This window comes from Rhodococcus sp. GB-02 (assembly GCF_053470465.1).
Window position 1 is genome coordinate 2,524,719 of record NZ_JBPUKE010000001.1, and the last position, 13,941, is coordinate 2,538,659.

The following is a 13,941-nucleotide window of genomic DNA, read 5'->3' on the forward strand; positions in this document are numbered from 1 at the left end:
CCACCACGAACCGCGTAGAGCTGGAATGCTGGATGGTGCGGGAACTGCTAACGGAGAAGGGGGTGCGGTGAGATGACAGCGCCGATGCCGCTTCTCGACCTCGACGACAGCGAGGGTTTGTCGGCTGCCGATTCGGAGGGGCTACTGCGGTCTGTAGCCATGGGGGGCGCACAGATTCGAGCCACCGCGTCGGCGGTCGGCGAGGGGGTGATCTCTCGGCTGGCCGGTCTGCGCCCGCGCAGCGTCGTGCTGATCGCCGGCGCCGGTGGCGCTCGACACGGAGCCAGGATCGCGCTCGCCCTCGTCGGAGATTCGATCGGGTGTCCGCTCATCGTGCTCGACCGGACGCCGTCGTGGGCCGGACCGTTGGACGTGATCGTCGTCGCCGGTGACGATGCGGGTGATCCACGCCTGGTCGAATCGGTCGACAGTGCCGTTCGCCGTGGCGCCGAAGTTGTTGTCGCCGTTCCGGACGAGGGGCCCATGCGAGCCGTGGCGGCCGGGCGCACCATGCCGTTGCCGCCGCGGCTCTACGCCTCGCCGAGGCACACGATGACACGGTTCCTCGCCGTTTTCCTCGCGGTTGCCGCCGAAATCGAGGGCAAGGGATCGATCGATGACCGTTCGGCGGTGCTCGGTCGAATCGCCGACGCGGTTGACGCGGAAGCGCTGCGGGACGGGCCGGCCAACGAGGTATTCCACAACCCGGCTAAGTCGTTGGCCACCAGAATGAGCGGCCGACGGGTCGTTCTGTGTGGAAGTGGTTCCGTGACAACAGCACTCGCAGAGTTCTCCAGTATTTCGCTGATGAGCTCGGGCCTGAACGCCGCCGCCGCAGAGATGTCGGAGGTGATCCGTTCGGCACGAGCGCTGTTCGCGCCGGACGCAGCTTCGCGTGATTCGGTTTTCCACGACCCGTTTTTTCACGATCCGCAACTGGACGGCGCACTGCCGACTGCGCCGGCGCGCGCGTTCGTTTTCGCGACCGAATCCACGCGCGGGGAGGCGAAACGACGGATGGAAGCACTGGCCGACGCGGATCTGGTGGTGGCGGTAGACGAAGACCAGACCAACGTGGTGATATCGGAGATGGAGCAGGTGTTCGTGTTGGCGTCTCGAGTGGACATGGCTGCGGCGTACGTGCAGTTGACGGGTGGTGCGAAGTAAGTGCGTGAACTCGAAGGTGCACTTCGTTCTTACGCGTGGGGTTCGCGAACGGCAATTGCCGAACTGCGCGGCCTCGCGACCCCGTCGAATCATCCCGAAGCGGAGTTGTGGTTGGGCGCGCATCCGGGTGACCCGGCGCGCGTGATCACCGAATCCGGAAGCGAGTCGTTGCTCGAGGTCCTGCACCGCGAACCCGAGCGTGAACTCGGGCGTGAGAACCTCGAGGCTTTCGGTGAGCGACTCCCGTTCCTGCTCAAGTTGCTTGCGGCGGAAGAACCGCTGTCGCTGCAGGCTCATCCCAGTGCTGTTCAAGCCGACGAGGGCTTTCGTCGTGAGAACGCTCTCGGCGTTCCCATGGAATCGCCGATTCGCAACTACAAGGACGGCAGTCACAAGCCCGAACTCGTTGTCGCGCTGAGCAGATTCGAAGCTCTTGCCGGATTCCGTGAGCCGACGCGCACTGTCAAACTGCTGCGCGCTCTGGCTGTCGACGAGTTGGAACCGTACATCGGTCTGCTCGAAGGCCAACCCGATTCCGACGGGCTCCGGGCGTTGTTCACCACGTGGATCACGCTGCCGTCCACGGTGCTCGGGACGTTGCTCCCTGCCGTACTTGCCGGGTGCATCACTTACGTCGCGCATCACGAAGCCGAATTCGTGACCGAGATCCGCACCGCGTTGGAATTGAGCGAGGCATATCCCGGCGACGCGGGCGTACTGGCCGCACTGCTGCTCAACCGCGTCACACTCGAGCCCGGACAGGGACTGTTCCTCGCTGCCGGCAATCTCCATGCATATCTCCATGGACTTGCGGTGGAGATCATGGCCAACTCCGACAACGTGCTGCGCGGCGGACTGACGCCCAAACACGTCGACGTGCCCGAACTGTTGAGGGTTCTGGACTTCGTAGGGGCGGATATCGAAGTGCTCGATCCGGTTCCGGCATCACGATCGAGTCAAAAGGGATCAGGTCGGTCAGGATCAGGTCGGTACGAGTACGTCACGCCCGCACCCGAATTTCGTCTGACGCGTCTGGAGTTCGACTCGAATTCCACCGACATCATGGTCGACTCTTCCGGCCCGCGGATTCTGATCTGCACCGACGGCGCGGTCACCGCGACGTGCGGCGCCGACACTCTCGACCTCGATCGGGGCCGAGCGGCGTGGATCGCGGCCGACGAGCCCGCGATACACCTGAGCGCACGGACTCCGACTGCGCAGGTATTCAGTGCAGTAGTCGGCAACAGCCTGTAGTCGTCAACTAGGAGACAGTGTGTCGGCTCATGGTGGCAAGAAGGCAATCCTGGCGGCTCTCGCAGCCAATGCCGGAATTGCCGTAGCGAAGTTCGCCGGATTCTTGATCACTGGATCGTCGTCGATGCTCGCCGAGTCAGTGCACTCGGTGGCCGACACGTCCAATCAAGGGTTGCTGCTCCTGGGGCAGAAGAAGGCAGAACGTGAGGCAGATCAACTGCACCCGTTCGGCTACGGGCGCAACCGATACTTCTATTCTTTTGTCGTTGCACTGGTGCTCTTCACCCTCGGCTCGTTGTTCGCGATCTACGAAGGTATTCACAAGATTCAGCATCCGGAAGAACTCAATTCGGCCTTCGTGGCAATTGGGATTCTTGTCATCGCGATTTGTCTGGAGGGCTACAGCTTCCGGACCGCAGCGAAGGAATCACGACCGCTCAAGGGAAACGCGTCGTGGTGGATCTTCATCCGAACCTCTCGTAGCCCGGAACTTCCGGTTGTGCTGCTCGAGGACACCGGCGCATTGATCGGTCTGGTCCTTGCGCTCGGCGGCGTCGGCCTCACGATGGTGACCGGAAATCCGGTCTTCGACGGCATCGGAACTCTGTGCATCGGTGTCCTGCTCGGCATCATCGCGATCATTCTGATCATCGAAATGCAGTCGCTGCTGATCGGTGAGGGCGCAACGGCGGTGGAGACCGAACTGATCCTGAACGCCCTGGTCGACGGAACTCGTATCGAACGCGTCATTCATTGCAAGACGCAGTACCTCGGTCCCGAGGAGATTCTTGTTGCTGCCAAGGTTGCGGTGCCGATCGGATCGACGATCTCGGATGTGGCGACGGCGATCGACGAGGCCGAGTCCCGCGTGCGCGCTGCCGTACGTGCGGCGCGGGTGATCTACCTCGAGCCGGACCTGGATCGTCTCAGGGCAGATCGCCTTGAGACAGATCTACAGGCTCCCGACAAACCCTGAACAAAGCTGTGCCTGCGGGCTTAGGCTGATGCCATCTCTCTACTTGCCCATAGTGGGACCTGCTGGTCCCCAGCAAGGAGGCGGCAATGGCTGTCAAGGACGAGCAGGACGGATCTGGACGGTCGAAGCTGTTTCGAACGAAATCGATCGAGCAGTCCATCAAGGACACGGACGAACCGGAAACCAAACTCCGGAAAGAACTGAACTCGTGGGATCTCACCGTGTTTGGTGTCGCGGTGGTCATCGGCGCGGGCATCTTCACACTCACGGCTCGGACTGCGGGAAATGTCGCCGGGCCGTCGGTCTCCCTGGCGTTTGTCATTGCCGCCATCGCCTGCGGACTTGCAGCGCTCTGTTATGCCGAGTTCGCATCGACGGTGCCGGTTGCCGGTAGCGCCTACACATTCTCGTACGCGACATTCGGCGAATTCGTCGCCTGGATCATCGGCTGGGATCTCATCCTCGAATTCGCCTTGGCGTCTTCGGTGGTCGCAAAAGGCTGGTCGCTGTACCTCGGCGAAGTGATGGGCTCACGCAGTCCGATCGTCGAGTTGGGGCCGATCTCCTTCGACTGGGGAGCGGTGCTGGTGATCGTGGTCATCACGGTGCTGCTCGCGACCGGTACCAAACTCTCGTCGAGGGTTTCGCTGGTGATTACGGCGATCAAGGTCGCGGTGGTGTTGCTGGTGATCATCGTCGGGCTCTTCTACATCGACACCGACAACTACTCGCCGTACATTCCGCCGTCTGAAGCGGGATCGACGGGGGAGGGCATTCACCAGTCCCTGTTCTCGTACGTGACGGGGGCCGGTGGCAGCACGTTCGGGTGGTACGGATTGCTCGCGGCAGCCAGTCTGGTGTTCTTCGCGTTCATCGGCTTCGACGTCGTCGCCACGACGGCGGAGGAGGCGAAGGAACCGCAGAAGGCGTTGCCTCGCGGCATCCTGGGCTCTCTCCTGATCGTGACGGTTCTGTACGTGGCGGTGACACTCGTGTTGACCGGGATGGTGAAGTACACCGAACTCGAGGGCGATACCTCCAACCTGGCAACGGCATTCGCCTTCCACGACATCACGTGGGCGAAAAACGTCATCTCGTTCGGCGCGTTGGCAGGTCTGACGACAGTGGTGATGGTGCTGATGCTCGGTCAGACCAGGGTGCTCTTCGCGATGGCACGCGACGGTCTGATGCCGCGACGGTTGGCGCCGACAGGCAAGCACGGAACGCCGGTGCGGATCACCGTGTTGGTCGGCGTTGTGGTCGCGGTGCTCGCCGGAGTGTTTCCGATCGGCACCCTCGAAGAAATGGTCAACATCGGCACGCTGTTCGCGTTTGTTCTCGTGTCGTTGGGGGTTCTCGTGCTTCGTCGGACGCGGCCGGACCTACCCCGCGGGTTCCGGGTTCCGCTTGTCCCGCTGGTCCCGATCCTGGCGGTACTCGCGTGTCTCTGGTTGATGTTCAACCTGTCGGTGGAGACCTGGATGAGGTTCGTGGTCTGGATGGCTCTCGGTGTTGTCATCTACTTCGCCTACAGCAGACAGCATTCGTTGATCGGAAAGCGTGAGCGCGGCGAAATAGAGTGATTGTACAAAGTTTGTGATTTGTCTATCGCGTGTACAAATCAAGTAGTACTGTCTACTTCATAGTGAACTGACTCACAGTTATCGAGTCGGTCCGAATCGAGGAGGCAGACCGTGTCGACGCACGTGAACTCGCAGTCCGGGCAGGCGCTCCCGCCGGAGCAGTGGCGTGACAAGAAGAGGTATCTCTGGCTGCTCGGCCTGGTGCCGCCGACGGCGGTTTTCATCGCCGTCGGATTGGTCGCGTTGTTCGACAATCTCGGATGGAATGCGGTCGCACCGGTCTGGTGGTGGATCGGGCCGCTGCTCGTCTACGTCCTGCTCCCGATCCTCGACATCTTTTTCGGCCCGGACGGCGAGAATCCACCGGACGAGGTGATGGAGCGTCTCGAGAACGACAGGTACTACCGGTACTGCACGTACATCTACATACCGTTCCAGTTGGCCAGCCTCGTCCTGGCCTGCTATCTCTGGTCGGCGACGGACCTGTCATGGCTCGGGATCGACGGGGGACTTGGGCTGATCTCCAAGATCGGTTTGGCGATCAGTATCGGCTGCGTCGCGGGAATCGGGATCAACACGGCGCACGAACTCGGTCACAAGAAGGATGATCTCGAGCGCTGGTTGTCGAAGATCACTCTGGCGCAGTCGTTTTACGGCCACTTCTACATCGAGCACAATCGCGGACACCATGTACGTGTCGCTACGCCGGAGGATCCGGCGTCGTCTCGTTTCGGTGAGAGCTTCTGGACCTTCCTGCCGCGCAGCGTGTGGGGATCCTTGCGCTCGTCGTGGTCCCTGGAGAAAGCCAGACTGGATCGACTGGGTAAGAAGCCGTGGACAATTCGCAACGACGTCCTGCATTCGTGGTTGATGTCCGTTGCGCTCTTCGGTGTCCTCGTCGCCGTCTTCGGGCTATCGGTGCTGCCGTTCCTGGTGCTGCAGGCCGTGTTCGGGTTCTGCTTGCTCGAAACGGTCAACTACCTCGAGCATTACGGACTGAAGCGTCGCCGTTTGGACAGCGGGCGGTACGAGCGCGCTGCACCGGAGCACAGTTGGAACAGCGATCACATCTGCACCAACATTTTCCTGTATCACCTCCAGCGCCACAGTGACCATCACGCGAACCCGACGCGCCGATATCAGACGCTACGAAGCATGGACGGTGCACCGAACTTGCCAAGCGGGTACGCGAGCATGATCATGCTCGCCTACGTTCCGCCGTTGTGGCGAAAAATCATGGACCCCAAAGTGCTTGCCCATTACGACGGTGACATCACCCGAGTCAACGTTCAGCCGTCCAAGCGTGATCGCATCCTCGCTCGATATGGAGCGGCGTGATGAGCAGCTACCGATGCCCGGTGTGTGGGTATGTCTACGACGAGTCGAAGGGTGCACCACGAGAAGGGTTTCCGGCGGGAACACTGTGGGATGCCGTTCCGGACGACTGGTGCTGCCCGGACTGCGGCGTGCGGGAAAAGCTGGACTTCGATCCGATGCCGGCAACGGCGGGGAGTGAATCATGAACGACTACAAGCTGTATCAGTGCGCGCAGTGCGGATTCGAGTACGACGAGGCGGTCGGCTGGCCGGAGGACGGTATCGAACCGGGGACTCGCTGGGACGACATTCCCGATGACTGGAGTTGCCCCGACTGTGGGGCGGCGAAGAGTGACTTCTTCATGGTGGAGGTCGAGCGGCAGTGAGATGCGTCGGCGTCGAACGGACCTAGGTGCGGCGGTAATGTCGTCACCATGACTTCGACGCCCACCCGCCTACCGCAGAAAGAAGCGTCGCGACTGCTGCTGCGTACCTCGGTGCTCGATTCGATGCGTGAATTGTTGACCGAACGCGACTGGTCCGAGGTGACCCTGACAGTTCTGGCCAAGCATGCAGGTGTGAGCCGTCAGACGCTCTACAACGAGTTCGGTTCGAGGCAAGGGCTCGCCGAGGCGTACGCGCTCCGGCTCGCCGACGGCTTCGTCGACGCGGTGGACGAGGCCATGGTGGCGCACGAGGGGCGTGCAGTCGAAGCACTGATGGCAGGCTTTGGGGCGTTTTTCGCCTCCAGTGCCACCGACCCGCTGGTGATCTCGCTGCTCACCGGTGAGGCCAAGCCGGACCTGCTTCGTCTGATCACCACCGACAGTGCGGTCATCATCGAGCGGGCGTCGTCGCGGCTCGCGGAGAGCTTCCAGCGAGGGTGGATCCAAGCGTCACCTGCTGATGCCGGGATTCTGGCGAGGGCGATTGCGCGCCTCGGGCTGAGCTACATTTCGATGCCGCCGGAGTCCGGAGCTTCGGTCGCGGAGGATCTGGGTACTTTGCTCGGACCGTTCATCGATGTGGCGCGCGCGGGCCGGGCGGGAGATGGTCGGGCGAGAGAGGGCGTCTAACCGATAGCCTTGTGCACCGATAGGCTTGTGCAGAGTATGCACGTCAACCAGGAGAGGCAGATGACGACCTCAGTTTCAACAACGCCCGTGGCCGAGAGCCGTAACGGCATCGACTTCAAAGTTGCAGATCTTTCGCTCGCGGAGTTCGGTCGCAAGGAAATCCGTCTGGCAGAGCACGAGATGCCCGGCCTCATGGCGCTTCGTCGCGAATACGCAGAGGTGTTGCCGCTCAAGGGCGCTCGCGTTTCCGGCTCGCTGCACATGACCATTCAGACCGCAGTTCTGATCGAGACGCTGACCGCGCTCGGTGCCGAGGTGCGCTGGGCTTCGTGCAACATCTTCTCCACGCAGGACCACGCTGCCGCCGCTATCGTCGTCGGTCCGCACGGCACTCCGGAAGAGCCCAAGGGCGTTCCGGTTTTCGCCTGGAAGGGCGAAACCCTCGAGGAGTACTGGTGGGCAGCCGAGCAGATGCTGACCTGGCCGGGTGAGCCTGCCAACATGATTCTCGACGACGGTGGCGACGCCACCATGCTCGTGCTCAAGGGCGCACAGTTCGAGAAGGCCGGCGTCGTGCCGCCGACGGACGACGACCAGGATTCAGACGAGTACAAGGTCTTCCTCGCGCTTCTGCGTCAGTCGCTCGCCGCTGACAAGGGCAAGTGGACCGCGATCGCCGAGTCCGTCCAGGGCGTCACCGAGGAGACCACCACGGGCGTTCTGCGTCTGTACCAGGTTGCCGCTGCCGGTGAACTCACGTTCCCCGCGATCAACGTCAACGACTCGGTCACCAAGAGCAAGTTCGACAACAAGTACGGCACGCGCCACTCGCTGCTCGACGGCATCAACCGCGGCACCGACGTTCTGATCGGTGGCAAGGCTGCGCTGGTCTGCGGTTACGGAGACGTCGGCAAGGGTTGTGCCGAGGCACTTCGCGGCCAGGGCGCTCGCGTCGCGGTCACCGAGGTCGACCCCATCAACGCCCTTCAGGCGCTCATGGACGGCTTCGAGGTCAAGACGGTCGAGCAGGCCATCGGCTGGGCCGACATCGTGATCACGTCCACCGGTAACAAGGACATCATCACGTTCGAGCACATGAAGGCCATGAAGCACCAGGCCATCCTGGGCAACATCGGTCACTTCGACAACGAGATCGACATGGCCGGCCTCGAGAAGTCCGGCGACGTCACGCGGATCAACATCAAGCCGCAGGTCGACGAGTTCACGTTTGCCGACGGCCACTCGATCATCGTGCTGTCCGAAGGCCGCCTGCTCAATCTCGGCAACGCGACGGGCCACCCGTCATTCGTGATGAGCAACAGCTTCTCCAACCAGGTCATCGCGCAGATCGAACTGTGGACAAAGCCGGACGAGTACGACAACGAGGTCTACCGCCTCCCCAAGCACCTCGACGAGAAGGTCGCCAAGATCCACGTCGAGGCACTCGGTGGCACGCTGACCAAGCTCACCAAGGATCAGGCAGAGTACATCGGCGTCGACGTCGAAGGCCCGTACAAGCCGGAGCACTACCGCTACTGACCCGGTGATTCATCGCTGAGGATGTAGTGTCCGCCGTCCCCCGGTCTGTGCAAGCAGGCCGGGGGATAGGCTTGTCCGCCGTGGGAACACTGGTGGCATTGGAAGGCCTCGACGGAGCTGGAAAGCGTACGTTGATCGGCAAAGTGGAGGGCGAACTCCGCCGCGGCGGCACGTCGATCGCGACTCTGGATTTTCCGCGGTACGGAAAGTCGATCCACGCGGATCTGGCGGCCGAGGCGCTAAAAGGCTCACACGGAGACTTGGCCGAGTCCGTGAACGCGATGGCAGTTCTGTTCGCCTTGGACCGCGCCGGTGCTGCGGGTCAGATCTCGGAACTGTTGTCCACCAACGACATTGTTCTGCTCGATCGCTACGTGGCGTCCAACGCTGCCTACAACGCGGCGCGAGTGTATCAGGGCGTGGACGGCGAGATGGTCGCCTGGGTCCGTGAATTGGAGTTGGGCCGACTCGCTCTGCCCTCTCCCGATCTGCAGTTGTACCTCGACGTTCCGGTAGCCCTCGCCGAGCAGCGCGCCCGCTCCCGTGAGGCCGAGGACGCGTCGCGTCAGCTCGACGCGTACGAGCGTGACGGCGGCCTGCAGGCCCGAACCGGTCAGCTGTACACCCAGTTGGCAGCGACGGACTGGGTCTCACCCTGGTGGATCTTGGGGCCGGAGACGGACCCGGCCGACCTGGCGCGCAGGCTCGCGGATTTCGCGTGATCGGTCACCCTTGCAGCCGGGATTCGAACTTTCCGGCACAGTAGAGGGAAAGACGCGGCACGCCGCACGGCCTCGTAACGGTCTGATTCATCGCTCCGAGATGCAACGATAGGGATATGAAACCAAGGATTCTGGTTGTCGACGACGACACGGCACTCGCCGAGATGCTCACGATCGTGCTGCGTGGTGAGGGTTTCGATCCCTACGTGGTAGGCGACGGAACCCTGGCGCTCGCGGCAGTGCGTGAGACTCGCCCCGATCTCGTCCTGCTCGATCTCATGCTTCCCGGAATGAACGGGATCGACGTATGCCGGGTTCTGCGTGCGGATTCCGGTGTGCCCATCGTGATGTTGACGGCCAAGACCGACACCGTCGACGTCGTGCTCGGCCTCGAATCCGGTGCGGACGACTACATCATGAAGCCGTTCAAGCCGAAGGAGTTGGTGGCGCGGGTGCGCGCTCGTCTGCGCCGCACCGAAGAGGAGCCGGCGGAGCTGCTGAGCATCGCCGACATCGTGATCGACGTTCCGGCTCACAAGGTCAGCCGCGGCAGCGAGCAGATCTCGCTCACACCACTCGAATTCGACCTGCTGGTCGCATTGGCGCGCAAGCCGCGCCAGGTGTTCACCCGTGAAGTCCTTCTCGAGCAGGTGTGGGGATACCGCCACGCCGCCGACACCCGTCTGGTGAACGTGCACGTTCAGCGTTTGCGCGCCAAGGTCGAAACTGATCCCGAGAATCCCGAAGTGGTTCTGACGGTCAGGGGGGTCGGCTACAAGGCCGGACCGCCGTGAGCGGAGTTTCCAGGTGGCGTCGTCGTCTCAACCGACGGCTGACGCCATTTCTGCGGTGGTGTCACTCGATGAGCAACACCCTCGCGCACACGTGGCGACGCTCGCTCCAGTTGCGAGTGGTCGTCTCGACTTTGACGTTGTCTCTGATCGTCATCGTCATTCTCGGTGTCGTGCTCACCAGCCAGATCACCGATCGGCTGCTGGAAACGAAAATCACCGCAGCGACCGAGGAAATGGACCGTGCCCGCGGCATCGTCGAAGACCAACTCGCGGGCGTCGACGATTCGACGGCACTCAACGTCCAATTGGAAAGTGCTGCGTCCGGACTGACGAGTCGTCGAAACCAGACCTCGGGCCAAGCCTCCGGGTCGGCCGGCACCTTCGACCCGGTGCTGATCGTGCCGGGCGACGGGCCGCGCCAGCCCACCAGTTCGGGGCCGGTCGAGCAGATCCCGGACAACCTTCGTGAGTTCGTCAAGCGAGGCCAGATCAGCTACCAATTCGCGACGGTGTCCAATCCGAACGGATATTCCGGTCCCGCGCTGATCATCGGCAGCCCTACCGCGTCGTCGATCTCGGGTCTCGAGCTGTACCTGATCTTCCCGCTCGCCAGCGAAGACCGGAGTCTGTCGCTTGTTCGAAGCACCCTGCTGATCGGTGGAGCAGTCCTGCTTGTGCTCCTCGCGGCGATTTCGCTGTTGGTCGCCAGGCAGGTCGTGCTTCCCATTCGATCGGCCTCACGAATCGCGGTGCGTTTCGCAGACGGCCGACTCAAGGAGCGAATGCCGGTCCGCGGCGAGGACGACATGGCGCGTCTGGCCATGTCCTTCAACGAGATGGCCGAGAGTCTGTCCAAACAGATCACACAACTCGAGGAGTTCGGCAGTCTCCAGAAACGCTTCACGTCCGATGTCAGCCATGAACTCCGCACACCGCTGACCACGGTCCGAATGGCCGCTGACCTGATTTACGACGGCAGCGAGAACCTCGACCCGATGTTGCGCCGGTCTTCGGAACTGCTTGTCGCCGAACTGGACAGGTTCGAAGGGCTCCTGGCGGACCTCCTCGAGATCTCCCGACACGATGCCGGTGTCGCGGAGCTGGCGTCCGAACAACTCGACGTGCGGATGTGTGCGCGAGCGGCGGTCTCCACGGTTCGCCATCTCGCCCGCGAATCCGGCACCGAACTGATCGTCGACATGCCCGACGAGCCGGTCATGGCAGATGTTGACCCGCGCCGCGTCGAACGCATCCTGCGAAATCTCCTGGCCAACGCCATCGACCACGGTGAGGGGAAGCCGATTCTGCTTCGCCTTCGCGCCGACGAGAATGCACTCGCCTTCATCGTCCGCGACAGCGGCGTGGGGTTGCGGCCAGGTGAGGAGAAGTTGGTCTTCAACCGGTTCTGGCGCTCGGACCCGTCCCGCGTACGCCGCAGTGGTGGCACGGGACTCGGCCTCGCGATCAGCGTCGAGGATGCGAATCTGCACGACGGCAAGCTCGAAGCCTGGGGCGAACCGGGAGTTGGCGCCTGCTTCCGGCTGACGCTCTCGCGTACCCGCGGCAAGAAAGTCGTGTCGAGTCCGCTGCCACTCAAGCCCACGACCACCAAATTCGTGCGCACGCCGAGCGAAGCCGACATCGTCGCCGATACCGTCGGCGAGGTCACGTCATCACTGCCGACCCCGCGCGAACCTGACTCACGGAACGAGTCCAACGGTGGGGATCGATCATGATCGGAACCCGCCGTCGTCTGGGACTTCTTGCAACCACGCTCAGCGTGCTGTTGCTGACCGGTGCGTGCGCCAGTTTGCCGGAGTCCTCGTCGCCGCAGGCAATCGGAACTCTGGCAACAGCCGTGCCCGGAACGTCGGTCGAATCACCGGCCTCGGGTCGAGAGCCGGACCTACTGGTACGCGACTTCGTCAAGGCGAGTACCGACCCGTCCAACCGGCACGCCGCAGCACGTCAGTACCTCACCAAGGACGCGTCGGCGCGTTGGGACGATGCTGCCAGTGCAGTCATCGTCGACAAGATCGACACCCTGTCGGCCTCGCGAACCAGTTCCGAAGCGGTGTACACGATTCGTGTGAACAAGGTCGGTCGCCTCGACCCGGGCGGCCTGTACGTCCCCGAAGAGGGCAGCTTCGAAGCGAAGATGACGCTGACGTTGACCGACGGCGAATGGCGGATCAGTGACCTGCCTCCCGGTGTGATCATGGAGCGCCCTCAGTTCCTCGGCGCCTATCAGCGGAAATCGTTGTTCTTCCTCGACCCGACGAGTCAGACGGTTGTCCCCGATCTCCGCTGGATCTCCGGTGGGCAGGATCAGGTGGCGGCTCAGTTGATCGGTCTGATGATCGACGGACCGAAGGCAGCGCTCGCGCCGGCTGTACGAAACGAACTCGGCAATGGTGTGTCGGTCATCGGTCCGATCACGAAAGCCGACGGCCGGCCGGGACAGGTCGGTGTCGGTCTCGGTGGTGTGCGCATCAACTTCCGCCTGGACAACCCGATGGATGCCGCGACTCGCGGTTTGTTTGCAGCGCAGGTCATTTGGACGCTCGCCAATGCAGACGTCGCGGGACCGTACGTTCTGCAGATCGACGGCGAGCCGCTGGACGCCGCTCATGCTGACGGCTGGACCACCGCTGACGTTGCGTCCACCAATCCGCTGGCCACAACGAGTGCGACCGTCGGCCTGCACGCCTTGCGCAACGGCTCACTGGTGAGCGTCACAGAGCAGGAGGCGGTTCCGGTTCCCGGCTTCGCGGGCAATGCGGGCAACCTCACGGGGGCAGCTCTCTCCCGCGACGGCAAGCTGGTTGCCGCCGTCTCGGACACCGCTCGTCCCGATCCAGGTACACGGTTTGCACTCTCGCTCGGCACGTACGGCGAAGGTGCCGTTCCGGTACTCGAAGGCAGCGCCATCACCCGACCTTCGTGGGAGCTGGACAACAACGCGGTCTGGGCGGCGGTGAACGGCAATACCGTCGTTCGGGTCGTCCGTGAACCCGGAACGGGTCGAGTGTCGGTCACCAATGTCGACGTCGGGGCCCTGACGTCGGTCGGTTCCACGATCTCGGAACTGCGTCTCTCTCGCGACGGCGTGCGAGCCGCGATGATCATCGACGGCAAGGTCTACCTGGCGGTGGTCGTGCGCACAGCCAGCGGGGTCTACGCCCTGACGAGTCCGCGCGCGGTGGCCTCGGGCTTGGGCAGTACCGCACTCTCACTCGACTGGAGCAACAGTGACACCATCGTGATCGCGCGTAGCGGAGCCGAAATACCGGTCGTCCAGGTCGCGATCGACGGTTCCCGAATGGACGCGCTGCCGAGTGGAAACCTGACCGCCCCCGTCACCTCCGTGGATGCGTCGCCGACCACCGAGTACGTCGCCGACGCGCGTGCGGTGTTCCAACTGAACAACAACGATCCTGCCGGTGATCGTCGTTGGCGTGAAGTGACTGTGCTGACCGGACAGAAAGCGATTCCGGTTCTACCTGGCTGACTT

General features: G+C 62.8%; 13 protein-coding genes. All 13 read left to right on the plus strand.

The window, feature by feature from the left end; translation table 11 throughout:
• The first annotated feature begins 72 nt into the window (after positions 1–72).
• The 13 genes from ACSW29_RS11940 (at position 73) to lpqB (ending at position 13,938) form a co-directional block, all read left to right on the plus strand.
• A complete protein-coding gene (locus ACSW29_RS11940; RefSeq protein ID WP_448277302.1) occupies positions 73–1,167 on the plus strand; it encodes a tobH protein in 1,095 nt (364 codons plus the stop codon).
• A complete protein-coding gene (gene manA, locus ACSW29_RS11945) occupies positions 1,168–2,421 on the plus strand; it encodes a mannose-6-phosphate isomerase, class I (RefSeq protein WP_448277303.1) in 1,254 nt (417 codons plus the stop codon). It abuts the gene before it with no gap.
• A 19-nt stretch (positions 2,422–2,440) separates the two neighbouring features.
• Positions 2,441–3,397: a cation diffusion facilitator family transporter gene (locus ACSW29_RS11950; RefSeq protein WP_448277304.1), complete on the plus strand. Its 957-nt coding sequence runs from the start codon at positions 2,441–2,443 to the stop codon at positions 3,395–3,397.
• Positions 3,398–3,483: 86 nt separating this feature from the next.
• Positions 3,484–4,980 carry an amino acid permease gene (locus tag ACSW29_RS11955; RefSeq protein WP_317825441.1) on the plus strand — a complete coding sequence of 499 codons (1,497 nt, stop codon included), beginning with the start codon at positions 3,484–3,486 and terminating at the stop codon, positions 4,978–4,980.
• A 111-nt stretch (positions 4,981–5,091) separates the two neighbouring features.
• Positions 5,092–6,318, plus strand: a complete 1,227-nt coding sequence (locus ACSW29_RS11960) for an alkane 1-monooxygenase (protein WP_448277305.1) — start codon at positions 5,092–5,094, stop codon at positions 6,316–6,318.
• Entirely contained in the window at positions 6,318–6,503 is a 186-nt protein-coding gene (locus ACSW29_RS11965; protein WP_317825443.1) for a rubredoxin, read from the plus strand. Before ACSW29_RS11960 ends, ACSW29_RS11965 begins: the two co-directional genes overlap by 1 nt.
• Positions 6,500–6,682 carry a rubredoxin gene (locus ACSW29_RS11970; RefSeq protein ID WP_448277306.1) on the plus strand — a complete coding sequence of 61 codons (183 nt, stop codon included), beginning with the start codon at positions 6,500–6,502 and terminating at the stop codon, positions 6,680–6,682. The genes ACSW29_RS11965 and ACSW29_RS11970 overlap by 4 nt, the downstream gene beginning before the upstream one ends.
• 48 nt (positions 6,683–6,730) lie before the next feature.
• Positions 6,731–7,372: a TetR family transcriptional regulator gene (locus tag ACSW29_RS11975; protein ID WP_317825445.1), complete on the plus strand. Its 642-nt coding sequence runs from the start codon at positions 6,731–6,733 to the stop codon at positions 7,370–7,372.
• A gap of 60 nt (positions 7,373–7,432) precedes the next feature.
• On the plus strand, positions 7,433–8,911 hold the full coding sequence (ahcY, locus tag ACSW29_RS11980; RefSeq protein ID WP_021332564.1) for an adenosylhomocysteinase: 1,479 nt from the start codon (positions 7,433–7,435) through the stop codon (positions 8,909–8,911).
• A gap of 80 nt (positions 8,912–8,991) precedes the next feature.
• On the plus strand, positions 8,992–9,633 hold the full coding sequence (locus ACSW29_RS11985) for a dTMP kinase (RefSeq protein WP_448277307.1): 642 nt from the start codon (positions 8,992–8,994) through the stop codon (positions 9,631–9,633).
• A gap of 116 nt (positions 9,634–9,749) precedes the next feature.
• Positions 9,750–10,427, plus strand: a complete 678-nt coding sequence (mtrA, locus tag ACSW29_RS11990) for an MtrAB system response regulator MtrA (RefSeq protein ID WP_003941013.1) — start codon at positions 9,750–9,752, stop codon at positions 10,425–10,427.
• Positions 10,424–12,163, plus strand: a complete 1,740-nt coding sequence (mtrB, locus tag ACSW29_RS11995) for an MtrAB system histidine kinase MtrB (RefSeq protein WP_269590691.1) — start codon at positions 10,424–10,426, stop codon at positions 12,161–12,163. The genes mtrA and mtrB overlap by 4 nt, the downstream gene beginning before the upstream one ends.
• Positions 12,160–13,938 (plus strand): MtrAB system accessory lipoprotein LpqB, encoded by a 1,779-nt coding sequence (gene lpqB / locus ACSW29_RS12000; RefSeq protein WP_347872084.1) that lies wholly within the window; start codon positions 12,160–12,162, stop codon positions 13,936–13,938. Before mtrB ends, lpqB begins: the two co-directional genes overlap by 4 nt.
• Positions 13,939–13,941: the final 3 nt, after the last annotated feature.

What these genes read in the sequence shown, in the direction of transcription:
- ACSW29_RS11965 (WP_317825443.1), top strand. Translation starts at nt 6,318, where the DNA reads ATGAGCAGCTACCGATGCCCGGTGTGTGGGTATGTCTACGACGAGTCG.
- ahcY (WP_021332564.1), top strand. Translation starts at nt 7,433, where the DNA reads ATGACGACCTCAGTTTCAACAACGCCCGTGGCCGAGAGCCGTAACGGC.
- ACSW29_RS11975 (WP_317825445.1), top strand. Translation starts at nt 6,731, where the DNA reads ATGACTTCGACGCCCACCCGCCTACCGCAGAAAGAAGCGTCGCGACTG.
- ACSW29_RS11970 (WP_448277306.1), top strand. Translation starts at nt 6,500, where the DNA reads ATGAACGACTACAAGCTGTATCAGTGCGCGCAGTGCGGATTCGAGTAC.
- mtrA (WP_003941013.1), top strand. Translation starts at nt 9,750, where the DNA reads ATGAAACCAAGGATTCTGGTTGTCGACGACGACACGGCACTCGCCGAG.
- ACSW29_RS11955 (WP_317825441.1), top strand. Translation starts at nt 3,484, where the DNA reads ATGGCTGTCAAGGACGAGCAGGACGGATCTGGACGGTCGAAGCTGTTT.
- lpqB (WP_347872084.1), top strand. Translation starts at nt 12,160, where the DNA reads ATGATCGGAACCCGCCGTCGTCTGGGACTTCTTGCAACCACGCTCAGC.
- ACSW29_RS11940 (WP_448277302.1), top strand. Translation starts at nt 73, where the DNA reads ATGACAGCGCCGATGCCGCTTCTCGACCTCGACGACAGCGAGGGTTTG.